This is a genomic window from Knoellia terrae, from assembly GCF_048606435.1.
Lineage (GTDB): Bacteria > Actinomycetota > Actinomycetes > Actinomycetales > Dermatophilaceae > Knoellia > Knoellia terrae.
Genome location: NZ_JBMBWH010000006.1, coordinates 104,243 through 127,890, shown reverse-complemented (window position 1 = coordinate 127,890; position 23,648 = coordinate 104,243). Strand labels below are relative to the sequence as shown.

24 protein-coding genes are annotated in these 23,648 nt (G+C 71.0%); 14 read left to right on the top strand and 10 right to left on the bottom strand.

Annotation, left to right across the window (positions count from 1 at the left end; all coding sequences use genetic code 11):
• Positions 1-23: 23 nt before the first annotated feature.
• The 7 genes from ACOJV9_RS10135 to ACOJV9_RS10105 are packed head-to-tail and all read right to left on the bottom strand — an operon-like array spanning position 24 to position 7,698.
• Positions 24-1,055: a Gfo/Idh/MocA family protein gene (locus ACOJV9_RS10135; protein ID WP_420185081.1), complete on the bottom strand. Its 1,032-nt coding sequence runs from the start codon at positions 1,053-1,055 to the stop codon at positions 24-26.
• Positions 1,052-2,995 (bottom strand): 3D-(3,5/4)-trihydroxycyclohexane-1,2-dione acylhydrolase (decyclizing), encoded by a 1,944-nt coding sequence (iolD, locus tag ACOJV9_RS10130; protein WP_420185080.1) that lies wholly within the window; start codon positions 2,993-2,995, stop codon positions 1,052-1,054. The genes ACOJV9_RS10135 and iolD overlap by 4 nt, the downstream gene beginning before the upstream one ends.
• Positions 2,988-3,899: a 5-deoxy-glucuronate isomerase gene (gene iolB, locus ACOJV9_RS10125; RefSeq protein ID WP_420185079.1), complete on the bottom strand. Its 912-nt coding sequence runs from the start codon at positions 3,897-3,899 to the stop codon at positions 2,988-2,990. The genes iolD and iolB overlap by 8 nt, the downstream gene beginning before the upstream one ends.
• Entirely contained in the window at positions 3,896-4,774 is an 879-nt protein-coding gene (locus ACOJV9_RS10120) for a Cgl0159 family (beta/alpha)8-fold protein (RefSeq protein WP_420185209.1), read from the bottom strand. The genes iolB and ACOJV9_RS10120 overlap by 4 nt, the downstream gene beginning before the upstream one ends.
• The gene (gene iolC, locus ACOJV9_RS10115) at positions 4,774-5,733 is read right to left on the bottom strand and encodes a 5-dehydro-2-deoxygluconokinase (protein ID WP_420185078.1); all 960 of its coding nucleotides are present in this window, start codon (positions 5,731-5,733) and stop codon (positions 4,774-4,776) included. The genes ACOJV9_RS10120 and iolC overlap by 1 nt, the downstream gene beginning before the upstream one ends.
• Entirely contained in the window at positions 5,726-6,673 is a 948-nt protein-coding gene (locus ACOJV9_RS10110; RefSeq protein WP_420185077.1) for a TIM barrel protein, read from the bottom strand. The genes iolC and ACOJV9_RS10110 overlap by 8 nt, the downstream gene beginning before the upstream one ends.
• The gene (locus ACOJV9_RS10105) at positions 6,670-7,698 is read right to left on the bottom strand and encodes a Gfo/Idh/MocA family protein (RefSeq protein ID WP_420185076.1); all 1,029 of its coding nucleotides are present in this window, start codon (positions 7,696-7,698) and stop codon (positions 6,670-6,672) included. The genes ACOJV9_RS10110 and ACOJV9_RS10105 overlap by 4 nt, the downstream gene beginning before the upstream one ends.
• A 90-nt stretch (positions 7,699-7,788) precedes the next feature.
• Between ACOJV9_RS10105 and ACOJV9_RS10100 the strand changes: the two genes are divergently transcribed.
• From ACOJV9_RS10100 to ACOJV9_RS10070, 7 genes are all read left to right on the top strand, one after another.
• The gene (locus ACOJV9_RS10100; protein WP_420185075.1) at positions 7,789-8,529 is read left to right on the top strand and encodes a GntR family transcriptional regulator; all 741 of its coding nucleotides are present in this window, start codon (positions 7,789-7,791) and stop codon (positions 8,527-8,529) included.
• Positions 8,530-8,622: 93 nt separating this feature from the next.
• On the top strand, positions 8,623-9,174 hold the full coding sequence (locus ACOJV9_RS10095; RefSeq protein WP_420185074.1) for a helix-turn-helix domain-containing protein: 552 nt from the start codon (positions 8,623-8,625) through the stop codon (positions 9,172-9,174).
• Between the two features lie 273 nt (positions 9,175-9,447).
• On the top strand, positions 9,448-9,978 hold the full coding sequence (locus tag ACOJV9_RS10090; RefSeq protein ID WP_420185073.1) for an OsmC family protein: 531 nt from the start codon (positions 9,448-9,450) through the stop codon (positions 9,976-9,978).
• 43 nt (positions 9,979-10,021) lie between these two features.
• Positions 10,022-11,542 carry a lysine--tRNA ligase gene (gene lysS, locus ACOJV9_RS10085; protein ID WP_420185072.1) on the top strand — a complete coding sequence of 507 codons (1,521 nt, stop codon included), beginning with the start codon at positions 10,022-10,024 and terminating at the stop codon, positions 11,540-11,542.
• Entirely contained in the window at positions 11,539-11,715 is a 177-nt protein-coding gene (locus ACOJV9_RS10080; RefSeq protein WP_420185071.1) for a lysyl-tRNA synthetase, read from the top strand. Before lysS ends, ACOJV9_RS10080 begins: the two co-directional genes overlap by 4 nt.
• 43 nt (positions 11,716-11,758) lie before the next feature.
• Positions 11,759-12,097, top strand: coding sequence for a histone-like nucleoid-structuring protein Lsr2 (locus tag ACOJV9_RS10075; RefSeq protein WP_420185070.1), 339 nt, complete (start codon positions 11,759-11,761; stop codon positions 12,095-12,097).
• A gap of 287 nt (positions 12,098-12,384) precedes the next feature.
• Positions 12,385-12,756 carry a (2Fe-2S)-binding protein gene (locus tag ACOJV9_RS10070; RefSeq protein ID WP_420185069.1) on the top strand — a complete coding sequence of 124 codons (372 nt, stop codon included), beginning with the start codon at positions 12,385-12,387 and terminating at the stop codon, positions 12,754-12,756.
• Between the two features lie 9 nt (positions 12,757-12,765).
• On the opposite strand, the gene ligD (ACOJV9_RS10065) is transcribed toward ACOJV9_RS10070, so the two are convergent.
• Together ligD (ACOJV9_RS10065) and ligD (ACOJV9_RS10060) are read right to left on the bottom strand one after the other, a co-directional pair.
• A complete protein-coding gene (ligD, locus tag ACOJV9_RS10065) occupies positions 12,766-13,647 on the bottom strand; it encodes a non-homologous end-joining DNA ligase (protein ID WP_420185068.1) in 882 nt (293 codons plus the stop codon).
• The gene (gene ligD / locus ACOJV9_RS10060; protein WP_420185067.1) at positions 13,640-14,581 is read right to left on the bottom strand and encodes a non-homologous end-joining DNA ligase; all 942 of its coding nucleotides are present in this window, start codon (positions 14,579-14,581) and stop codon (positions 13,640-13,642) included. The genes ligD (ACOJV9_RS10065) and ligD (ACOJV9_RS10060) overlap by 8 nt, the downstream gene beginning before the upstream one ends.
• A gap of 46 nt (positions 14,582-14,627) precedes the next feature.
• On the opposite strand from ligD (ACOJV9_RS10060), the gene ACOJV9_RS10055 reads away from it, so the two are divergent.
• From ACOJV9_RS10055 to ACOJV9_RS10040, 4 genes are all read left to right on the top strand, one after another.
• Entirely contained in the window at positions 14,628-14,966 is a 339-nt protein-coding gene (locus ACOJV9_RS10055) for a hypothetical protein (RefSeq protein ID WP_420185066.1), read from the top strand.
• Between the two features lie 42 nt (positions 14,967-15,008).
• Entirely contained in the window at positions 15,009-15,938 is a 930-nt protein-coding gene (gene ku, locus ACOJV9_RS10050; RefSeq protein ID WP_420185065.1) for a non-homologous end joining protein Ku, read from the top strand.
• 3 nt (positions 15,939-15,941) lie between these two features.
• The gene (locus ACOJV9_RS10045) at positions 15,942-16,778 is read left to right on the top strand and encodes an Fpg/Nei family DNA glycosylase (RefSeq protein WP_420185064.1); all 837 of its coding nucleotides are present in this window, start codon (positions 15,942-15,944) and stop codon (positions 16,776-16,778) included.
• A 412-nt stretch (positions 16,779-17,190) separates the two neighbouring features.
• Entirely contained in the window at positions 17,191-19,704 is a 2,514-nt protein-coding gene (locus ACOJV9_RS10040) for an ATP-dependent Clp protease ATP-binding subunit (protein WP_420185063.1), read from the top strand.
• 159 nt (positions 19,705-19,863) lie between these two features.
• On the opposite strand, the gene ACOJV9_RS10035 is transcribed toward ACOJV9_RS10040, so the two are convergent.
• Complete coding sequence (locus tag ACOJV9_RS10035) at positions 19,864-20,547, bottom strand: DUF305 domain-containing protein (RefSeq protein WP_420185062.1); 684 nt, start codon at positions 20,545-20,547, stop codon at positions 19,864-19,866.
• Positions 20,548-20,726: 179 nt separating this feature from the next.
• On the opposite strand from ACOJV9_RS10035, the gene ACOJV9_RS10030 reads away from it, so the two are divergent.
• The 3 genes from ACOJV9_RS10030 (at position 20,727) to ACOJV9_RS10020 (ending at position 23,627) form a co-directional block, all read left to right on the top strand.
• Positions 20,727-22,151 carry an LVIVD repeat-containing protein gene (locus ACOJV9_RS10030; RefSeq protein ID WP_420185061.1) on the top strand — a complete coding sequence of 475 codons (1,425 nt, stop codon included), beginning with the start codon at positions 20,727-20,729 and terminating at the stop codon, positions 22,149-22,151.
• Between the two features lie 251 nt (positions 22,152-22,402).
• Positions 22,403-22,972, top strand: coding sequence for a zinc metalloprotease (locus ACOJV9_RS10025; protein WP_420185060.1), 570 nt, complete (start codon positions 22,403-22,405; stop codon positions 22,970-22,972).
• Positions 22,973-23,135: 163 nt separating this feature from the next.
• A complete protein-coding gene (locus tag ACOJV9_RS10020) occupies positions 23,136-23,627 on the top strand; it encodes an amino-acid N-acetyltransferase (protein ID WP_420185208.1) in 492 nt (163 codons plus the stop codon).
• Positions 23,628-23,648 lie beyond the last annotated feature (21 nt).

Below are 23,648 nucleotides of genomic sequence, written 5' to 3'. Positions count from 1 at the left end.
GCTCCTTCGTGCTGGAAGTGACTTCAGGACAACGTTGCTGGATCGACGAGGTCGACGGTGACGCGCTCGCCGGTGGCGAGCGAGGCCATGCCGGCGGTGGAGACGGCGGTCGCGGCGTACCCGTCCCAGGCGGTGGCACCGACGTCCTCGCCACCGAGGGCCGAGTCGACCCACGCCTGGACCTCGAGGTCGTATGCCGTGGCGAACCGCGTGCGGTAGTCCGCCGGTACGCGTCCTCCCCACTGGCCGACACCGTCGGCGGCGAGCGAGGTGGAGTAGAGCCCGGTGGAGGGGCGTCCGATGACGAGCGACCCGCGCTCGGCGACCGCCTCGCACCGCACCTCGTAGCCGACCTGGCTGTTGACGAAGACCTCGTTGGTGACGAGACCGCCGCCGGCCATGGTGAAGATGGCGACCTGCGGGTCGACCACGCCCTCGGCCGCGTGGGAGGTGGGTGCGGGCGAGAGGACCTGGATCGCGACGACCTCCTCGCCGAAGAGGAACCGGGCCACGTCGACCTCGTGGACGAGGCTGTCGCGCACGATCATCTCGGAGCGGAAGTCGGTGCTCGGGACCGAGGCGTTGCGGTGCACGTTGTGCAGCAGCAGCGTCCGGCCGAGGAAGCCGCCGGCGAGGACGGAGCGCACCTGCGCGTACTCCGGGTCGAAGCGCCGCATGAACCCCACCTGGACGAGCCGCCGCCCGGTCTCCTGCTCGGCCCGGACGAGGCGCAGGGAGGAGTCCGAGTCCATCGTCAGCGGCTTCTCGCACAGCACGGGCTTGCCTGCGGCGAGACAGGCGAGGACCTGCTCCTCGTGGACGAACCCGGGCGAGGCGATGACGACCGCGTCGACGTCGTCGGCATCGATGAGCTCCAGCGGGTCGGCGCCCGAGCGCACGCCGTCGAACCGGGTGGCGAGCTCCTTGGCCCGGACCTCGTCGGGGTCGGCGACGGCGACGAGGCGGGCACGGGCCGTGCGTCGGGCCAGCCGCTCGGCGTGGTCGGCGCCCATGATGCCGACGCCGATGACTCCGACACGCAGGCTCTCGCTCATGAGACCTCCCCCGGCGCGAGGTGGCTGCGTTGTCCGCGCTTGTGCTCGACGTAGTCGGCGTGGGCGGACCGCGTCGACGCGAGGGTGCTCTCCTGGGCGACCGGGACGTCCCACCAGCTCGCGCTGTCGGGGGCGAAGACCCGCGGGTCGGTCTCGACGTGGACGACCACGGGTCCGCCGTCCGACGGCCACGCCTTGGCCTCCGTGATGGCGGCCGTCAGCTCGTCCCGTGAGTGGACCTCGATGACGTGCGCGCCGAGGCTGCGGGCGTTGGCCGCGAGGTCGACGGGCAGCACGTCTCCCTCGAGCCGGTGCGACTGCGCGTCCCGCATCCGGTACGCCGTGCCGAACCGCTGGGACCCGAGCCCCTCGGAGAGCGACCCGATCGAGTGGAACCCGTGGTTCTGGACGAGGACCACGACGACCTTGACGCGCTCCTGCACCGCGGTGACGAGCTCGGTCGGCATCATCAGCCAACCACCGTCGCCGACCATCGCGAAGACGTCCCGCGTCGGGTCGGCCAGGCGGATCCCGATGGAGGCAGGCACCTCGTAGCCCATGCAGGAGTAGCCGTACTCGACGTGGTAGCCCTTGCGGTCGCGCACCCGCCACAGCTTGTGCAGGTCGCCGGGCATGGAGCCGGCCGCGCAGAGCACGACGTCGCGCGGGTCGCTGAGCTCGTTGACCGCGCCGATGACGCTCGCCTGCGTGAGGAGCCCGTCGGCCAGGGCGTCGGTGACCGACGACGGCGGGTCGTATGCCGTGTCGACCTGTGCGTCCCACTCGCCCCACAGCGTCGCCTGGCGCTGCAGGTAGTCCGGTGCGACCGTCCAGCCGGACAGCGCCTGGGTCAGCGCGGTCAGTGCCTCCCGGGCGTCGGCGACCACGCCGACCCCGGACTGCTTGCCCGCGTCGAAGCCGGCGACGTTGATGTTGACGAAGCGCACCCCGTCGCGGGCGAAGGCCGTCCGCGAGGCCGTGGTGAAGTCACCCCAGCGAGTGCCGATGCCGATGACGACGTCGGCCTCGGCGGCAACGGTGTTCGCGGCCGTCGTCCCGGTCGATCCGATGGCCCCCAGCAGCCGGTCGTGCCCGTGCAGCAGCGACCCCTTGCCCGCCTGAGTCTCCGCGACAGGGATCCCGGTGGCCTCGGCGAACGCGGCCAGCGCGTCCTCCGCCCCCGAGTAGTGGACCCCGCCACCCGCGACGACCAGCGGCCGGCGGGCCGAGCGGATGACCTCGGCCGCCGCGGCGATCCGCGACGCCTCGGGCACCGGCCGGGCCACGTGCCAGACCCGCTCGTCGAAGAGCTCGACGGGCCAGTCGAAGGCCTCGGCCTGCACGTCCTGCGGCAGGGACAGCGTGACCGCGCCGGTCTCGGCCGGGTCGGTGAGGACGCGCATCGCCGAGAGGAGCGCCGACGGCAGCTGCTCTGGCCGCACGACCTCGTCGAAGAAGCGCGAGAGCGGACGGAAGGCATCGTTGACGGTGACGTCACCGGCATACGGCGCCTCGAGCTCCTGGAGCACCGGCGCCGAGACGCGCGTCGCGAAGGTGCCCGAGGGCAGCAGCAGCACCGGGAGTCGGTTGATCGTCGCGAGGGCGGCACCGGTCAGCATGTTCGTGGAGCCGGGGCCCACCGACGCCGTGCAGACCCAGGTCTGGAGACGGTCCTTGTGCTTCGCGTAGCCGACGGCCGTGTGCACCATTGCCTGCTCGTTGCGCGCGAGGACGTAGGGCAGGTCCGCAACGCGGCCCTCGTCCGAGGCCGCCAGCTCCTCCTGGAGCAGGGCCTGCCCGATCCCGGCGACGTTGCCGTGACCGAAGATCCCGAGGCAGCCGGCGAAGAGCCGCTGTCGCTCGCCGTCGCGCTCGGCCCACTGCCGGCCCAGGAAGCGGATCGTGGCCTGGGCCACCGTGAGCCGCACGGTCTCACTCATCGTCAGCACCTCCGTCGCTGCTGAAGGGAAGTCTCGGGTCCACCGCGTCGTCGGTCCAGCCCTCGCGCACCCACGCGTGGGCCGGGTCGTCGCAGATGAGCCAGGCCCGCTCGCTGCCCGGGCCGGCCATGACGTTGAGGTAGTAGAGGTCGGCATCGGGGGCGGCCATCGCCGGGCCGTGCCAGCCGTGCGGCACGAGGACGACGTCACCGCTGCGCACCTCGGCGAGCACGTCGATCGGCCGGTCGGTGGTGCCGTAGACCCGTTGGTAGCCGACCGGGTCGGTGCCGCGAGGGTCGGTCGAGCGCACCTCGAAGTAGTAGATCTCCTCCAGCTCGGACTCCTCGCCGGGGCGGTCCTCGTCGTGCTTGTGGGGCGGCCACGAGCTCCAGTTGCCGGCGGGCGTGAGGACCTCGCAGACGAGGATGGCGTCGGCGTCGAGCACCGGCGGCAGGCCGAACGCCCGCACCTCGCGGCTCGCGACGCCGGCGCCCCGCAGCTCCGCCCGGGCCTCCGAGGCCGCGATGCGACGCGGCTGGCGGTCGGTCGCCGCACGCGCACCGCACAACGCCACGCGTGCACCCGTCCCGTTGTCCCACAGAGTGATCGTGCGCCGGCGCGGCAGGTATGCCGTGTCGCTCGGTCCGTCGAAAACGGTCGCCCGGCCGTCGAGGCGGATGGGCTCGGAGCCGCAGACCTGGAGCGTCACCGATCCTCGCAGGGGCACGACCACGAGCTCCTCCTCGGCGGTGTCGAGGTCGAGCGAGCCGCCGGGCGCCAGCTCGGCCACCCGCAGCGAGGTGTGCTGCCAGCCCTCGACGGCGTCGGTGACGGCGACGCCGAAGCCCCCACCCGCCGTCGAGCCGGAGGGCAGGTGCCAGCGGGCGTTGTCGGCGCCGGTCATGCGCCACCCCCGTGGACGAGCCCGGCGGCGATGTCGACCGCGGCCGCGACGTCGCCGTCGGGCGGGTAGAGCAAGGCCCGGCCGACGACCAGGCCGGTCACGGACGGGAGCGTGAGCGCGTCGGACCACGCGGCATACGTGTCGTGCGGGTCGCCCTGGGGGTCACCGCCGAGGAGGAGCGTCGGCAGCGTCGTCGCGTCCATGACCCGCGGGAGGTCGTCGACGACGGGGAGCTTGAGCCAGGTGTGGGCGCTGCTGGAGCCGAGCCCGCTCGCGATCGCGATGGACAGGATCGTGGAGTCGGGGTCGAGCAGGTTGCGCACCCGGCCGTCGTCGACGACGGACAGGAAGGGCTCGACCATCGCCATGATCTCGTGCGCGGCGAGCTCGGTGACGGCGCGGGCACTCGACTCGAGCGTCGCCGCGGTTCCCGGGTCGCCGAGACAGATGCGGGTGAGCATCTTGCCGCCGTCGAGCCCACGGGCCGCGAGCTCGGAGGCGGTCCACCCGGTGAAGCGGTCGTCGAGCTCGAAGACGGCGCCCTGGAGGCCACCGCGGTTCATCGAGCCGATGGCGACCTTGTCGTCGAGCGCGCCGAGCAGGAGCAGGTCATCGAGGATGTCGGCGGTGCCGAGGACGCCGTCGACACCGGGCCGGTCCAGCGCCGTGACGAGGCGGTCGAGCAGCTCGCTGCGGCTGGCCATGGCGGTGGTGTCGCCCCGCACGCCGAGGGCGCCCCGGGCGGGGTGGTCGGCGGCGACGAGGAGCATCCGGCCGTCGTCACGGACGAGCGGGCGACGGCGCCGTTCCGCCCAGCCCTTGGCGATGCGGCCGGGCTCGGTCGTGCGGATGCGCGAGATCTCGGCGAGGTCCATCACGCCCTCCCCCTCAGGGCGGTCTCGACCTCGTCGGTCGTGGGCATGGCGGTCGAGCACTCGAGCCGGCCCGCGACGATGGCGCCCGCCACGTTGGCGAACTCGACCACCCGTCGCAGGTCCCACCCGGACAGCAGCCCGTGGACGAGCGCGCCGCCGAACGCGTCACCGGCGCCGAGGCCGTTGACGACCTCGACCGGGAACGGCGTGACCTCGACCCGCTCGTCACGGGTCGCGGCGAGGACGCCCTTGGGCCCCTGCTTGACGACGGCGAGGTCGAGCCCGCGCTCGAGGAGGGCGTCGGCGGCGCGGTGCGGGTCTGTCTCACCGACGGCGACCTCGCACTCCTCACGGTTGCCGACGGCGACGCTCACGTGCTCGAGCGCCTTGCCGACCTGCTCGCGCGCCTCCGCCGGGTCGGCCCAGAACATCGGCCGGTAGTCGAGGTCGAGGATCGTGTGCTCCCGACGGGCTCGTGCCTCCCAGGCGGCGAAGTGCGCCGACCGGGAGGGCTCCTGCGAGAGCCCGGTCACCGTCGACCAGTGGATCCGCGCACCGCGGATGTCGTCGAGCGGCAGATCCGACGCCTCGAGCAGCAGGTCCGGCGCCGCGGGGTAGCGGTAGAAGTAGAGCGGGAAGTTGTCCGGCGGGAAGACCTCGCAGAAGGTCACCGGGGTGGGCGGGCCGTCACCCTCGAGGACCCCGATGTGCACCGGGTCGACCCCGAGCCGCTCCGCCTCGAGCCGCACGTAGCGCCCGAACGCGTCCTGGCCGACCTTCGTGACGAGGCTGACCCGGCGGCCGTGCCGGGCCGCGGCGACGGCGACGTTGGTCGCGCTGCCGCCGAGGAACTTCTCGAAGGTGCGGACCTCCTCGAGCCCCACCCCGTGCTGCAGCGGGTAGATGTCGACGCCGGTCCGCCCGACGGCGACGAGGTCATATGCCGGCCGCTCACCCATGGCTGCGGCTCCCCAGCCGCTGCGCGATGGCGGTGATGTGGGCGATGGAGGTCCGCACGTCGGCCGTGGGGTCGACGCCCGTCTCCGCCGGCGGACCGGTGAGGATGGTGTCCTGCTCGAGGACGTACCACCCGGCATACCCGCTGTCCTCGAGCGACTCGACGATGGTGGCGACGTCGACGTCCCCCGCGCCCAGCGGCACGTACATCCCCGCACTGACGCCGTCGGTGTAGGTCAGCTCACCGGAGCGGACCCGCTGCGCGACGTCCGACCGGACGTCCTTGAGGTGGACGTGGCCGATCCGGTCGGGGTGGCTGCGGGCGATCCGGACCGGGTCGCCTCCGCCGATGAGCAGGTGGCCGGTGTCGAGGCACAGGCCGATGCGCGAGCCCGCGAGGACCCGCTCGGTCTCGGCGCCCGACTCGACGATGGTCCCCACGTGCGGGTGGAGGGTGGCGGTGAGCCCGTGCGCCTCGGCGGTGGCCGCGACGAGGTCGAGGTTCTGGAGCAGCGTCTCCCACTGGCTGTCGTCGAGGTCGGGTCGCGCGTCGTAGCCCTCCACGCCCGTGGCGGCCGCGACGACGACCGTGGTGGCGCCGGCGACGGTGAGCGCCTCGATCGCCGACTCGACCTCGGGGATGGGGTCGTGGCCCGGGTCGTGCAGCACGACGGGCACGAACTGGCCGACCGCACGCAGGTGCGCGGCCTCGAGCGCCTCGGCCTTCTCGACCGGCTCGGCCGGGAGGAAGCCGTCGGGGCCGAACTCGGTGGCGACGATGCCGACCTCCCGCATCTGGCCGAGCACGGTGTCGACGTCGAGCTGGTGGCCCCAGCCCGGGACCTCGCAGACGCCCCAGGAGATGGGCGCGCCGGCGATCCGCTGGGCCAGCGGGGGGCGTGTGGTCGCCGCGGTCGACGTGGGGGTGGACGGGGTCGTCATGCGATGGCCTTCGCGGTCGAGGGGGCGTCGGGGATCTCGGTCATGGACACGGGGCGTCGCTGCGCGCGGGAGAGCTCGCAGGCCTCGGCGGTGCGGAACGCCTGGAGGGCGTCGCGCACGGTGCACGGGCTCGGGATCCGTCCTGCGGCGACGTCGAAGAAGGCGGTGAGCTCCGCCCGGTAGGCCGGGAGGAAGCGCTGCATGAAGTTGGCGTGGGCCGGGCCGCCGGGGAAGAGGACGCCGTCCTCGGCCGAGCGCAGCGCGAGCGAGTCGTCGAGGCCCACGGCGATGGCGCCCTCGGACCCCATGACCTCCATCCGCACGTCGTGCCCGCCGCCGCTGTAGCGGGTGGCGGTGGCCGAGACGAGCGTGCCGTCCTCGAGGGTGAGGATCGCGGCCGCGGTGTCGACGTCTCCCGCAGCCGAGAAGAAGTCGGCACCCTTGTTCGCCCCGGTCGCGTAGACGGTCTCCACCTCGCGGCCGGTGACGAACCGGACGATGTCGAAATCGTGAACCGAGCAGTCACGGAAGATGCCGCCGCTGGTCGGGATGTAGGACGCGTGTGGCGGTGCCTGGTCGTGCGTCTGGGCGCGGATGGCGTGGACCGTTCCGAGCTCGCCGGACGCCACGGCGTCCCGCGCGCGCCGGTAGCCGACGTCGAACCGTCGCTGGAAGCCGATGTGGACGGGGGTGTCGCTCGCGTCGGCGAGCTCGGTGAGGGCGACGGTCTCGTCGAGCGTCGCCGCGACCGGCTTCTCGCAGAACGTCGGTATGCCGGCCGCGAGCGCCTTGCGGAGCAGGGGCGCGTGCCCCGGTGTGGCCGTCGCGATGACGAAGGCGTCGATGCCGGAGGCGAGGAGGGCGTCGAGGTCCGGGGCGAAGGACAGCCCCTGGTCGGTGGCGACCTTCTCGGCGAGCGCGGCGTCGAGGTCCGCGACGACCAGCTCGTCGACCGCGTCGAGCCCGGCGAGGGTGCTCGCGTGGAACGCCCCGATGCGGCCCACTCCGGCCAGTCCGATCCTCATGACCTGAACTGTTCCGCGCCGCCCCCGGTCCTGTCAACCTTTGTTAGGACATATGGCCATATGCACGTTGGTATGGCTACTCTGCCGGTCATGGCAGCGCACCAGGTGAACGTGAGCATCGACCGGGCCTCTCCGGTCCCGCTCTACCACCAGCTGTCCGAGCAGCTCTGCGCGGCGATCGCCGATGGCCGCCTCCAGCCCGGTGACCCGTTCGAGAACGAAGTGGCTCTGGCACAGCGCCTCTCCCTCTCGCGGCCGACCGTGCGCCGGGCCATCCAGGAGATGGTCGACAAGGGCCTGCTGGTGCGCCGGCGCGGCCTCGGGACGACCGTCGCCAACCGCAAGGTGCACCGCCGCGTCGCGTTGAGCAGCCTCTACGACGACCTCGCCCGTGAGGGCCGCACCCCGCGCACCGTGCTGCTCGAGCACGAGATCCTCACCGACGACGACGCCGCCGCGGCACTCGACCTCGACCCGGACACGCCCCTGCTGGCCATCGTCCGCCTGCGCCTGGCCGGTGACGCCCCCCTCGCGGTGATGCGCAACTGGCTGCCACCGGCATACGGGGACATCTCGCGGGAGGAGCTCGAGGAGACCGGGCTGTATGCCGCCCTGCGCAGCCGCGGCGTCCACGCCGTGGTGGCGCACCAGTCGATCTCGGCCCGCATGCCGACACCGGCCGAGCGCCGGCACCTGCGGATCCGTGGCACCCAGCCGGTGCTGACGATGACCCGGATGGCCTTCGACGGCGCCGGGACCGCGGTGGAGTACGGCGACCACAGCTACCGCGCCGAGGACTACACGATCGACCTCATGGTCGACGAGCGCTGAGGCGCGTCCACAGCCTGCGACCCGCGGCGTCTGCCGTCCACAGCTGGCCGGGTCGGGCTGGACCGGCGGTGCCGCATGGACTGACGTGAGGGCATGGATCGCGAGGAGCTGGGCGGGTCGGACATGAGCGGTGAGGCCGTGGGCGTGGCCATGCGGCTGGCGAGGAGACGCCTCGGGCTGAGCCAGCGAGCCCTGGCGGACGCCTTGGCCTGGGACCGCTCCAAGGTGGCGCGTTGGGAGTGCGGCAAGGTGCCCGCCGGCTTCGACGAGGTGGTGGCCCTCCTCCGGGTGCTGGGCTTCGGACTGGCGGTCACCGACCCCGAGGCGAGTCGATGGGCGGCATGGGACCACCCCGCCGAACACGTGGCCGACCGCGGAGGTCGACGGTTCCCGGCCCATCTGGTCCTCTGCTCGGAGAATGCCCTCTCGACCTGGAACTGGACACGGCACCGGGGGAACCCGTCCCCGTCGGCTGCGGGCCTGTCCTTCCGCCGGCAGACCGAGGACGCGAGTCGAGCCGAGTGGCTACGAACCCTCGAGTGGGAGGCGAGCCATTCGGACGCGGGCAAGCACGATGAACCGGTCGGCCGCCCGTCGCCGAGTGAGTCCGCACCGATGGCCTGCCCGGGCAACGAGGCCAGCTGACACCGTCCCTCGACCCGCTCTGCACTGCCTCACCCCACCACAGCAGTGCACAGTGTCGCGTCACCAAGACTCTGCACTGCCTCACCCCACAGCAGCAGTGCACAGCCCCACGTCACCAGACTCTGCACTGCCTCACCCCAGCGCCGCAGTGCAGAGCGCTGACCCGACGAGGATGAGGAGACGTCGCCCCGCCACAGGCGCCTCGCCGTCCCGCCCGGACGCGAGATCGACCAACCGGCCCTCGCCGCCCTCTGGGAGGAGGAGACTTCTTCCATGAACGCCACCGAACTCCGCGCCCGGCAGGCGCCGCTCAAGGAGCAGTACCGCAGCGACGTCGAGTCGGCCCTCACCTCGGTGAGCGCCCGGGCCGACTGGCGCGGGTCCGGTGTGACGACGAGCGTCGACACCTGGTCCGGACGCACCCGGGCCGGCCTGCACGAGGCCACGGGCGGCGACGGCGACGACGCCTGCTCCGCCGACATGCTCCTCGAGGCCGTCCTCGCCTGCGCCGGCGTGACGATGCGCGCGGTCGCGACGAGCATGGGCCTGGTCATCACGGCAGCCGACCTCTCCGCCGAGGCCGAGTTCGACGCCCGCGGCACGCTGGGCATCGACCGTGCCGCGCCGGTCGGCATCAGCGGCCTGACGATCACCGCGACCCTCACCACCCGGGCCACCGACGACGAGCTCGCCCGGCTCGCCATGGCGACCGAGCGCTACTGCGTCGTCGGCCAGAGCCTGGCCCACCCGCCGAGCGTCCACGTCCGTCGTCGGTCACCGGAGTCGGACCGCTCATCCGGATGACGCCGGTCAGGAGCACCCAGCGACCCCTCGTACCCTTGAGGGCGTGAGCCAGACTCCCAGCGACACCACGACCGCGACCGTCACGGCCCCCGACGTGGACCTGTCCGAGCAGCAGCGAATCCGCCGCGAGAAGCGCGAGCGCCTGCTGGGAGCCGGCATCCCGGCATACCCCGTCTCGGTCGACCGGACGCACAGCCTGGCCGAGGTGCGCGAGGAGTGGGCGCACCTCGAGACCGGGCAGGAGACCGACGACGTCGTCGCCGTCGCCGGCCGGGTCGTCTTCGTCCGCAACACCGGCAAGCTCGCCTTCGCCACGCTGCAGGAGGGTGAGGGCGTCCGGCTCCAGGTGATGCTCAGCCTCGCCGAGGTGGGCGAGGAGCCGCTCGCCGCGTGGAAGTCCGACGTCGACCTCGGGGACCACGTCTCGGTCACCGGCCGCGTCATCAGCAGCCGTCGCGGCGAGCTCTCCGTCATGGCCACCGGCTGGACGATGGCGAGCAAGGCGCTGCGGCCGATGCCGGTGCTGCACAAGGAGCTGTCCGAGGAGAGCCGCGTGCGCCAGCGCTACGCCGACCTCATCGTGCGGCAGGAGGCGCGCGACATGGTGCGCACCAAGGCCCGCATCCTCAGCGCCATGCGCCGCGAGCTCGAGCGCCAGGGCTACCTCGAGGTCGAGACGCCGATCCTCCAGCTCATCCACGGCGGCGCGGCGGCCCGACCGTTCCGCACCCACCTCAACGCGTTCGACCAGGAGATGACGCTGCGCATCGCCCTCGAGCTCAACCTCAAGAAGGCCGTCGTCGGCGGGGTCGACCGCGTCTACGAGATGGGCCGGATCTTCCGCAACGAGGGTGTCGACGCCACCCACTCCCCCGAGTTCACGATGCTCGAGGCCTACCAGGCGTGGGGCGACCAGACGACGATCGCCCGGCTCATCCAGGATCTCTACCTCGCGGCGGCCGACGCGCACGGCTCCCGCCAGGTCGAGACCGACCGCGGCACCATCGACCTCGACGGCGAGTGGCGCTGGCTGCCCGTGCACGAGGCCGTCAGCGAGGCGGTCGGCGAGCGCGTCACCATCGACACCGACGCCGCGACCCTGCGCGACCTCGCCGCCCGGCACGACGTCGCCGTCGACCCGGGCTGGGAGCGCGACAAGGTCTTCCTCGAGCTCCTGGGCGAGCTCGTCGAGCCCGGACTGCTCCAGCCGACGTTCCTCTGCGACTACCCCGCCAGCGCGCAGCCGCTGGCCCGCCCGCACCGCAGTGAGCCCGGCCTCATCGAGGCGTGGGACCTCGTCATCGGCGGCGTCGAGCGCGGCACCGGGTTCTCCGAGCTCATCGACCCCGTCGTCCAGCGCGAGGTGCTCACCGAGCAGTCGCACCGCGCGGCCGGCGGCGACCCGGAGGCCATGCAGCTCGACGAGGACTTCCTGCGGGCGCTGGAGTACGGCGCCCCACCCATGGGCGGCCTCGGCCTCGGCGTCGACCGCCTCGTCATGCTTTTCACGGGCGCCAACATTCGCGAGACCATTCTTTTCCCCCACCTCAAGCCGGAGGCATGACCATGTGGGACTCGATCTGGCCATATATCGCCGCCATCATCCCCACGATTGTCGTGGCCGTGTTGTTCTACTTCCTGATGAAGACGATCCTCGAAGGCGATCGTCGTGAACGCATCGCGCAAAGCCAGTTCGAATCGGAGCAAAAGAATTCTTCCGAGGACGAGAAGCGCTGATAGTCTCCATCCGTCATATTCGACGTGTGAAGGGAATTGTCAGATGGCACAGCGTGTCCAGGTGTTGCTCGTCGACGACATCGACAACAGCGATGCAGACGAGACGGTGACGTTCGCCCTCGACGGCGTCACCTATGAGATCGACCTCAACGCGACCAACGCGGCCAAGCTCCGTGACGAGTTCGCGACGTGGGTCGGGCACGCCCGCCGCGCCGGTGGCCGCAAGGCCACGAGCCGCTCCAGCAGTGGCGGCGGCGCCGGTTCGCGCCGCAAGGACGTGTCGGCAGTTCGCGAATGGGCCCGTCAGAACGGCCACGACGTGAGCGAGCGCGGTCGAATTCCGGCGGCGGTCCAAGAGGCCTACGACAAGGCCAACCGCTGATCTCAGCAGATCTCGGCGAGGCGGCGGCACCCGATCCGGGAGCCGTCGCCTCACTGCTGTCGCACCACCACGGATATCTCTCGTTTACGGGTGGAAACCACCTTTCCACGACCCTGACCAGCGCCTTTGCATTTGCGCCGGAGTGGCAGTCGCTGCTCACCACCCACAACAGCCGCCTGTATGCCGTCCCGTCACCTCCCCGCGTCGCTGCCGCATTCGTCCTCCAGCACCTGCTGAGCATTCCTGCCCAGCTCGCCGCATTCACCGCGCTCGCCGGCCCGTGGCAGGTGGACCTCGGCACCCTCGACGACGCGCGCATCTCGTGCGACCTCGCACCCGGGCTCTACCCCGAGCGGCTGGGCTTCCTCTCCGTAAGCCCCGCCGACGCGGACCTGGAGACACGGGTCGACGGTGCGCGGACGGCATACCGGAGCGTGGGCCGGGCGATCGCCGAGGACTATCCCTCGCGGGTCCGGATCTCGAGCCAGCAGCGCCTGGGGATGGTCGAGGACCTGTGGGAGATGGCGCTGCGCGAGGCGCGGGGCGCCATCGCCGGGGAGGTCGCACCGGCGGTGGAGCGCCGGTCGTGCTGCTTCATCTACGCCCTGCCGGGCTGCCACGAGTGCGCCGGCTGCCCGCGGACGCCGGCGACGCGCTGACCGCCCCGCTCAGAGCAGGTCGGCGAGAAGGTCGCCGTGGGTGTCGAGCCGGTCGAGCATGTCGTCGAACATCACCTGCTCGAACGTCTCGCCCGCGGCGCCCGCCTCCACCTCGTCCCACGTGCGGGGGGCGGCGACGCACGGCAGCTCCCGTCCCCGCAGCGAGTAGGGGCTGATCGTCGTCTTCGCGGCGACGTTCTGGCTCCAGTCGAGGAAGATCTTGCCCGGGCGCAGCGACCTGGTCATCTTCCACAGGACGAGGCCGGGGTGCTTCTTCGTCATCTCCTGCGCGAGCTGCTGCGCGAGGTCACGCACCTGGTCGCTGGTGAGGTCGCCGCCCAGCGAGGCGTAGAGCTGCATGCCCTTGCTCCCGGACGTCACCGGGTAGAGCGTGAGGCCGAGCGCGTCGAGGCGCTCGCGCAGGAGGAGGGCCACCTCGGCGCACTCCTTGAGCCCGGCCGGGCTGCCCGGGTCGAGGTCGACGACGAGCCGGTTCGGGTTCTCGGTCCCGCCGTCCTCGGTGACCGTCCACTGCGGCACGTGCACCTCGAGGGAGCTGAGGTTGACGAGGTAGGTCAGGTCCGCGAGGTCGGCGACGAGCGGGTAGGTGACGTCGTCGACCTGGACCCTCGGCAGCCAGGACGGCGCCCCGCTCGGCAGGTTCTTCTCGAAGAAGCTCTGGTCCGCGACCCCGTGCGGCCACCGCACGCGGGTCACCGGGCGGGCGGCGATGTGCGGCAACAGGACCGGCCCCACGGTGGCGAAGTAGTTGAGCACCTCGGCCTTGGTCGTCTCCGTCGACGGGTACATCACCTTGCTGAGGCTCGACAGCTTGAGGGTGCGCCCCTCGACCTCGACGCGGGTGATCTCGGGGACGTACTTCTCAGGCATCGCTCACCTCGTGCAGGTCGTCGGGGGTCAGGTCGGTGCGGATGCCGAGGTATGCCGGCTGGCGCAGCTTGCCGGTCGAGCCGCGCCCCAGCGACTGCACCTCGACGACGACCCGGGGCTCGACCCACGTCGCGCCGGCGGCGTCCTCCCGCGGGACGTCGTTGGAGAAGGGAGAGGCGTTGCGCCGCAACGGCTCCAGCAGCTTGCCGACCCGGGCGCCGGCGGTGCCCGCCAGCCCCGCACCGACCCGGCCGGCATACTCCCACCCGCCCCGACCGTCCGGGGTCCCGACGAGCACCGCGCCCATCCGTCCGGTCGTCCCGGTCTCGGGACGCCAGCCGCCCACGACGACCGAGAGGGTCGCGCGGTGTGGGGACTTGCGCCAGTCCGGGGACCGCCGCCCCGCGGCATACGACGCGGAGCGCCGCTTGCTCACGACTCCCTCGAGGCCCTGGTCGCGGGTCGCCTCGAACAGCTCCTCGCCGTCGTCGTAGACCGGCGGCACCTGCCACGCGGCGCTGTGCAGCTCGAGCCGCTCGAGCAGCTCACGCCGGGCCGACCACGGCTGGCTCGTGAGGTCGGACCCGAAGAGGCGCAGCAGGTCGAACGCCATGAACGTCACGGGCCGCGTGGTGGCGAGCTGCGCGGCCTTGCGCGCCGACGACACGTGCATCCGCTCGGCCAGCGCTGCGAAGGACGGCAGCCCACCATCGAGCGCGACCACCTCACCGTCGAGCAGGAGGTCGTCGAAGGTCTCGGCCAGCCCCTGCAGCTCGGGGAAGCTCACCGAGACGTCACGCCCGGTGCGGCTGGACAGCACGAGGCGGCCGTCGCGCACGTCGGCGAGGGCGCGCATGCCGTCCCACTTCACCTCGTGCACCCACTCGGGGCCGCGAGGGATGCCGTCCGCGACGGAGGCGAGCATGGGCTGCATCCGCCCATCCTCGCCGAACCGCACACCGAGGGTGTGGAATGGAGTCATGGAGGCAGTGCGACCGCAGCAGAGGGGAAACCTGCGCTGGGCGCTGACCCTCGCGGGTGCGCTGCTCGTGACGTGGTTCGTCGGGCTTCCCCTGGTCGACGCCCTCGGCACGACCCGGGTCACGTACGCCGTCGCGGGGCTCGTCCTCCTCGTCGCGCCCTTCGCGCTGGTCTGGCTGGTCGGGGAGGCGCACCTGCGGTGGTCACCCCGGGAGCGCGTGGCCCGCGGCCTCGTCGGCTGGACCCTCGCGGCCGCCACCCTCGCATTGCTCGTCCTCGCCGCCCCGGTCCTGATGGGCGTCGCCCTCCTCTCGGCGGGCGCCACCTTCGGCTGGTGACGACCGCCCCTGCGGGGCAAGCACGCGGCATACGATGCCTTCATGCGTGCGATCTGGAAGGGCGCGGTGTCGTTCGGGTTGGTCAACGTCCCCGTGCGGCTCTACTCGGCGACCGAGAACCACGACGTGCAGTTCCGTCAGGTGCACCGCGAGGACGGCGGCCGCATCAAGTACAAGCGGACGTGCAGCATCGACGGTGAGGAGGTGGCCTACGACGACATCGCCAAGGGCTACGAGACCGAGGACGGCGACATGGTCATCCTCACCGATGAGGACTTCAAGGACCTGCCGAGCAAGTCCTCCAAGGAGATCAACGTCGAGAAGTTCGTGCCGAACGAGCAGATCGACCCGATGCTCCTCGACAAGAGCTACTACCTCGAGCCCGACAAGACCGCGACCAAGCCCTACGTCCTGCTGCGCGAGGCGCTGGAGTCCGAGGGCCGGATGGCCGTCGTCACCGTCTCGATCCGTACCCGGATGACGATGGCGGTGCTTCGGGTCCGCGACGGGGTCATCGTCATGCAGACGATGCTCTGGCCCGACGAGATCCGCCAGCCCGACTTCGCCCACGTCGAGGAGGCCGGCGAGGCCACCGACAAGGAGATGGCGATGGCTCGGCTCCTCATCGAGCAGCTCGCCGGGGACTTCGAGGCCGACGACTACGAGGACGACTACGCCATCGCACTCCAGGAGCTCGTCCGCGCCAAGGTCGAGGGCGGCGAGGTCCGCGCCCCGGCCGCCAAGGCGGAGGAGTCGGGCGAGGTCGTCGACCTGCTCGCCGCCCTGGCGAAGTCGGTCGAGAAGGCCAAGGCGTCGCGTGGGGAGGCGCCGTCCGCTCCGGCCGCGAAGGCGTCCGAGGACAAGCCGACCAAGAAGGCCGCGGCGAAGAAGGCGCCCGCCACGAAGGCGGCGGCCAAGAAGACCACGACCAAGAAGGCGGCGGCGAAGAAGGCCACCAAGAAGGCCTCCTGACACATGCCCGAAGGCCACACCCTCTTCGCGCTCGCCCGCGACCTCGACACCGCCTTCCGCGGCACCTCGCCCACCGTGACGAGCCCGCAGGGCAAGTTCGCCGGCGGCGCGGCGCTCCTCTCCGGGCACGAGCTCCTCGAGGCGACGTCGTGGGGCAAGCACCTCTTCGTCGAGTTCGCCGGTGACCGGATCCTCTGGGTGCACCTCGGCCTGATCGGCACCTTCACGATCGACACGACGTCGTATGCCGGTGAGCTGCCGGTCGTCGGCCAGGTCCGGTGCCGCTTCGCGACCGACGACCACGTCGCCGACCTGCGCGGCCCGATGGTGTGCGACGTCGTGACCCCCGAGAAGGTCGACGAGATCCTCGCGCGCTTGGGCCCGGACCCGCTGCGGCCGGACGATCCTCGCTCCGACCCCGACCTCGCGTGGACCCGGATCTCGCGCTCCGGCAAGCCGGTCGCCGAGCTGCTCATGGACCAGGCGGTGCTCGCGGGGGTCGGCAACGTCTATCGGTCCGAGGTGCTGTTCCGCCTGCGGGTGCACCCGTTCCGGCCGGGCAACAAGCTCCAGCGCAAGACCTGGCGGGCCATCTGGGCCGACCTCGTGGCGCTGCTCCCGCTCGGCGTCGCCACGAGCAAGATCGTCACGGTGCACGAGCAGGTCGACGAGGTGTCCCGGGCGCTCGAGTCCGGCGAGGACGTGCGTCTGACGTCGCGCGACTCCTACGTCTACCGCCGGGCCGGCGAGGCGTGCCACGTCTGCGGGTCCAAGGTCCGCACCCAGGTCGTTGCCGGCCGCAACCTCTTCTGGTGCGGGAACTGCCAGCGTCGAGGATGACCCGTCGGGCGGAAATGGGTGGCGGCGGGCACGCCTGCGCGGTCACACTGGATGACGGACGGATGACGCCGGTCGGGCAGCGGACGCCCCAACGGTCGGGTGTACAGGGGCACCCGGGCCGTGGGTGGCGACCCTCGACCGGCGCCATCATCCTCCGCGGAGTCCTGCGCGGGACCGGTCCGTGTTGAGACCCGTGCCGCGCAGGGCCGCCGCGTCGGCGCTGCGCACGTCCGCCCACAGCGAACATGAGCCGCCTCGGCTCAGGCGTGGAACACGGTGCGGGTGTGCCGCGTTGGATCGCATGACACACCTCGCCGCTGCACGACCGGACAACTCCTGTGAACGGGCCACTCCGGCATACAGGCAGCGGGGATAGCATCGAGGTGACTCGAATCAGTCAGGAGCCAGCACCATGTTCGAACGGTTCACCGACCGCGCCCGCCGGGTGGTCGTCCTCGCCCAGGAAGAGGCGCGGCTGCTCAACCACAACTACATCGGCACCGAGCACATCCTGCTCGGTCTCATCCACGAGGGTGAAGGTGTCGCGAGCAAGGCTCTCGAGAGCCTGGGGATCTCCCTGGACGCCGTCCGCGAGCAGGTGCAGGAGATCATCGGCCAGGGCCAGCAGGCCCCCACCGGTCACATCCCCTTCACGCCGCGCGCCAAGAAGGTCCTCGAGCTGTCGCTGCGCGAGGCCCTCCAGCTCGGCCACAACTACATCGGCACCGAGCACATCCTGCTCGGCCTGATCCGCGAGGGCGAGGGCGTCGCCGCCCAGGTCCTCGTCAAGCTCGGCGCCGACCTCGGTCGCGTGCGCCAGCAGGTCATCCAGCTCATCTCGGGCTACCAGGGTGGCAAGGAGGGTGCCTCCACCGGCGTCGGTCAGGGCGGTCCCGCCGAGGGCGCTCCCGCCGGCTCGCTCGTGCTCGACCAGTTCGGTCGCAACCTCACCGTGGCGGCCCGCGAGGGCAAGCTCGACCCGGTCATCGGGCGTGAGAAGGAGATCGAGCGGGTCATGCAGGTGCTGTCCCGCCGCACCAAGAACAACCCGGTGCTCATCGGTGAGCCCGGCGTCGGCAAGACCGCCGTCGTCGAGGGCCTCGCCCAGGACATCGTGCGTGGCGAGGTGCCCGAGACGCTCAAGGACAAGCAGCTCTACACGCTCGACCTCGGTGCGCTCGTGGCCGGCAGCCGGTACCGCGGCGACTTCGAGGAGCGCCTCAAGAAGGTGCTCAAGGAGATCCGCACCCGCGGCGACATCGTGCTCTTCATCGACGAGATCCACACCCTCGTCGGTGCCGGTGCGGCCGAGGGCGCCATCGACGCCGCGAGCATCCTCAAGCCGATGCTCGCCCGCGGTGAGCTTCAGGTCATCGGCGCGACGACGCTCGACGAGTACCGCAAGCACATCGAGAAGGACGCCGCGCTCGAGCGCCGCTTCCAGCCGATCCAGGTGGCCGAGCCGACGCTGGCCCACGCCATCGAGATCCTCAAGGGCCTGCGCGACCGCTATGAGGCGCACCACCGCGTCTCGATCACCGACGGTGCGCTCGTCGCGGCCGCCAACATGGCCGACCGCTACGTCAACGACCGCTTCCTCCCCGACAAGGCCATCGACCTCATCGACGAGGCCGGCGCCCGGTTGCGCATCCGCCGCATGACCGCCCCGCCGGACCTGCGCGAGTTCGACGACAAGATCGCCAACGTCGTGCGCGAGAAGGAGTCGGCCATCGACGGCCAGGACTTCGAGAAGGCCGCGCGCCTGCGCGACGACGAGAAGAACCTGCGCGCCGAGAAGTCGCACCGCGAGACCGAGTGGAAGAGCGGTGACCTCGACGTCGTCGCCGAGGTCGACGAGGAGCTGATCGCCGAGGTGCTGGCCGCCTCGACCGGCATCCCCGTCTTCAAGCTCACCGAGGAGGAGTCCTCGCGGCTGCTCCACATGGAGGACGAGCTGCACAAGCGGGTCGTCGGCATGGACGACGCCATCAAGGCTCTCTCGCAGGCGATCCGTCGCACGCGCGCCGGCCTCAAGGACCCGCGTCGTCCGGGTGGGTCGTTCATCTTCGCCGGGCCCACGGGTGTCGGCAAGACCGAGCTCGCCAAGACGCTCGCCGAGTTCCTCTTCGGTGACGAGGACGCCCTCATCCAGCTCGACATGTCCGAGTACAGCGAGAAGCACACGGTGTCGCGGCTCTTCGGGTCGCCTCCCGGCTACGTCGGCTACGAGGAGGGCGGCCAGCTCACCGAGAAGGTGCGGCGCAAGCCGTTCTCGGTGGTGCTCTTCGACGAGGTCGAGAAGGCCCACCCGGAGATCTTCAACAGCCTGCTGCAGGTGCTCGAGGACGGTCGCCTCACCGACTCCCAGGGTCGGGTGGTCGACTTCAAGAACACCGTCATCATCATGACGACCAACCTCGGCACGCGGGACATCTCCAAGGGAGCCCTCGGGTTCTCGGCGGGTCCCGACACGCAGAGCGGCTACGAGCGGATGAAGAACAAGGTCACGGACGAGCTGAAGCAGCACTTCCGCCCCGAGTTCCTCAACCGGGTCGACGACACGATCGTCTTCCCGCAGCTCACCCAGGACGAGATCATCCAGATCGTCGACCTCGAGATCGCCAAGCTCGACAAGCGGCTCAAGGACAAGGACATGGGCATGGAGCTCACGCCCGCGGCCAAGACCCTGCTCGCCAAGCGCGGCTACGACCCCGTGCTCGGTGCGCGTCCGCTGCGGCGCACCATCCAGCGCGAGATCGAGGACGTCCTGTCCGAGAAGATCCTCTTCGGCGAGCTCAAGGCCGGCGAGATCGTCGCGGTCGACGCGACCGGCGAGGGCAAGGACGCCACCTTCACCTTCGAGGGTGCGCGCCACGCCTCCGCGATCGAGGTCCCGGTCATCACGGCCGGCACCGGCACCGAGTAGCCTCCCGGCCCGGCCGGACCACGACAGGCGGGGTATGCCGCGAGCGCCAGCTCACGGCATACCCCGCCTGTCGCCGTCCCCACCCCGCGTCACTTTTCGACCAATAGGTCACGAACGGCGGCGACCATTCGTGACCTATTGGTCGAAAAGTGCGCCGGGTCAGGCGAGGCGCTGGAGCATGGCCTGCATCTGCTGGATCTGCTTGAGCTGGGTGACGTTGATGTCGTCGGCCATCTCGCTGACGTTCTCCTCGCCGGCGGTGCTGCCGTGCTCGCCGACCATGTCGAGGGCGCCCTCGTGGTGCCTGGTCATGAGGGTGAGGAAGAGCCGGTCGGCCTCGACGCCGGAGGCGGTGGCGAGCCGGCGCATGTCCTCGGCGGTGGCCATGCCGGGCATGTCGCCGTGGTCGTGCTCGCCGAGCCGGGGGTTGGTCGCCTGAGGTGGCACCTCCTGCTTGCGGTCCTCGAGCCAGGTCGTCATCGCGAGGATCTCGGGCTTCTGCTCGTCGGCGATGCGCGAGGCCAGCGACTTCACCTGGGTGTCGGTCAGGCGCGGCAGGGCGGTCTCGACCATGACGATCGCCTGCGAGTGGTGGACGATCATGTCCTGGTAGAAGGTGACGTCGCCGGCCGCCACGGTGGCCCTCGGCTGCGCGGTCGCCGCGGTGCTGCCACTGAGTGTGGCGTTCGGCTCGCCCGGCAGACCCGGCTGGATCACCGGGTCGCTGGAGGTGACGCCGGGGGTCGCGGGCACGGGCTGCGGGTCCTCCTCGCCGCTGCACCCGGCCACGCCCAGCGCGAGGGTCAGGGCGAGGGTGGCGACGACAGGGCGGCGAGTGGGCATGCGCGGCACTGTAGTTGGCCATTCTGGGGTCCAGGACATCATCGACCGGACAGAACTCGTGGGTAGGAACTTCCTTACCCGGCCTTTACCCCACCTTGGGACTTTCTCGTCCAGCATGAGCGCACCGCACATTCATCTGGGTGATACCGCACGCGGTCGCGCCCGACGGAGGAGGAACCATGAGGCTTTTCCGCACAGTGGGAGTCGCGGCTGTCGCCGCACTCGCCGCGAGCGGCTGGGGCGTGGCGTCGGCCGGCGCCGCCGGTGTCGCCAGTGTCGAACCCGAGGCAGTGGGCAAGTCGGGCACCCAGCTCGCCCCCGACCAGGTCGGCCGCAGCGCCAACGTGCAGCACCTGTTCAACACCCCCCACGTCATGCCCGTCGACAGCACCGGGAGCGACATCACGTTCTCGGGCAACAAGGCGTTCGTCGGCAACTACGACGGCTTCGTCATCTACGACGTCACCAACGCGGCCCAGCCCGAGGTGCTTGCCCGCGTGCTCTGCCCCGGCTCCCAGAACGACATCACCATCTCGGGCGACCTGCTGTACCTCTCGACCGACTCCTCCCGCAGCGACTCATCGTGCGACTCGACGTCCTCCCCGACGACGCTGAAGGCCTCGTGGGAGGGCATCAAGATCTTCGACGTGTCCGACCCGCGCAACCCGGAGTACATCAAGGCCGTCGAGACGAACTGCGGCTCGCACACCAACACCCTCGTCCCGGGCGAGAAGAGCGACTTCATCTACGTGTCGTCCTACTCCCCGCGTGCGGACTACCCGGACTGCGCGCCGCCGCACGACTCGATCAGCATCGTCGAGGTCCCCAAGGCCGACCCGACGACGGCCAGCGTGGTCGCCGTGCCGAACCTGTTCCCCGACGGCGGCAACCCCGGTGGCCGTCACCCGTCCGGTGACAGCTACTCGGCGACGACCGGCTGCCACGACATCACGGCCTTCCCGGCGAAGAAGATCGCGGCGGGCGCCTGCATGGGCGACGGCATCATCATGGACATCTCGAACCCGGTCGCCCCGAAGGTGATCGAGCGGATCCAGGACACGGCGAACTTCGCGTTCTGGCACTCGGCGATCTTCAACAACAAGGGCACCAAGGTCGTCTTCACCGACGAGCTCGGTGGCGGCGGTCGCGCGACCTGCAACACCACGGTCGGCCCGACCCGCGGCGCGAACGGCATCTACGACCTGTCGGCCGACAACCAGCTGACCTTCAAGTCCTACTACAAGATCTCGCGCCACCAGAACGACAGCGAGAACTGCGTCGCCCACAACGGCTCGATGATCCCGGTGGCGAGTCGCGACGTCATGGTCCAGTCCTGGTACATGGGTGGCACGTCCTTCTGGGACTTCACCGACTCGGACAACCCGCGTGAGATCGGCTACTTCGAGCGCGGCCCGAACGGCAACGTCGGTGGCGGTGGCGGCGGCACCTGGTCGTCGTACTACTACAACGGCCACGTCTTCTCGTCCGACCTGGGCAAGGGCTTCGACGTCCTCAAGATCACCGACCCCAGCCTCAAGAAGGCTGCCGACGTGAAGATGGGCGAGTACAACCCGCAGACCCCGCCGGTCTTCGCCACGCGCTGACCTGCACCCCCGGGACCCGCTGGACGGGTTCCCCCGGACCGGCCGTCCGTGCCTCGTGCACGGGCGGCCGGTCCTTGGTGTCTGCCCCACCACTGCCGCTGCGTCCCCATCGTGGCGTAATGACTAGTAAATTTGCCCGGCCTTTACCCACTTCCGCACACTTTTGGGCCAGCATGTCGTGACCCGCCTTCCGGGCCCGACGACCACGACGCAGAGCGTCGCCTGCCTCCGTGCGAAGGAGTACCACCCCCATGAAGACGTGGACCACAGCAGTCTTCGCTGCGCTGATCACCTGTGCCATGACGCTGCTCGCCCCACCGAGCGCGGTCGCCGCCACGGCGTGGGTGGACTACCCCTTCTACAAGGACACCGTCCCCGTCTACAACCGTCTCGGCGTCACCGGGACGACCACTGCAGCCCACCGCTGGGAGGTGGGAACCGGCATCGACCTCGTCCCGGTGTCCTCCGAGCCCTCACGTGGCATCACCATCACGTGGAGCTCGGCCCGGGCCGGCACCAAGGTCGGCGGGTGGGTCGAGGTCCCCACCTGGTCCTCCACCGGAACCAACGGCGGTTTCGAGATCGGTGACTGCATCGTCAACGTCAACACGCACGTCGGTGGTGTCGGTCGCCCCTACGGCAAGTGGCTGGCAGCCATCGTCACCCACGAGGTCGGGCACTGCCTCGGGCACTGGGACCACGCGTCCGACCCGCACATCATGCGGCCGTTCATCTCCAAGAGCGCGGCGCTGGCCGGTACGGCCTGGACGCCGACGTCGACCGACCTCGCGCGCCTCCGCACCGCGTACACGACCAACTGAGACGCCCCCGGGGCGTCCCGTCGGACCGACCGTCCGTGCAGCGTGCACGGGCGGCCGGTCCTTCGCGTATGCCGCGATACTGGTGCGCGTGAGCACCGCAGCACAGCGCCCCGAGGGATACGCCGCGACGACCGGACGGGCCGGCGGGACCGGGCCGGACGGCATACGGATCCGTCCGGCTCGCACGGCGGACGTCCGGGCGATGCGCGCCCTGGTCTCCCCGCTGGCCGAGCAGCGGGTGCTGCTGCAGAAGGAGGCGGTGGCGTACTACGAGTCGGTCGGAGACTTCGTCGTGGCCGAGCGTGACGGCGAGGTCGTCGGCTGCGGTGCGGTGCACGTCCTCTGGGAGGACCTCGCCGAGATCCGCACGCTCGCGGTCTCGTCGTCGGCGCTGGGCCTGGGCATCGGGTCGCGGATCCTCCGGCAGCTGGTCACGCGGGCCGAGGAGCTCGGGGTCGCGCGGCTGTTCTGCCTCACCTTCGAGACCGACTTCTTCGCGCGGCACAGGTTCACGCCGATCGAGGGCCAGGCCGTGGAGCCCGAGGTCTATGCGGAGCTGCTGCGGTCGTATGACGAGGGTGTGGCGGAGTTCCTCGACCTCGAGCGGGTCAAGCCCAACACCCTCGGCAACACCCGCATGCTGCGCGTGCTCTGAGCCGCCGCGCCGTCCGGGTCG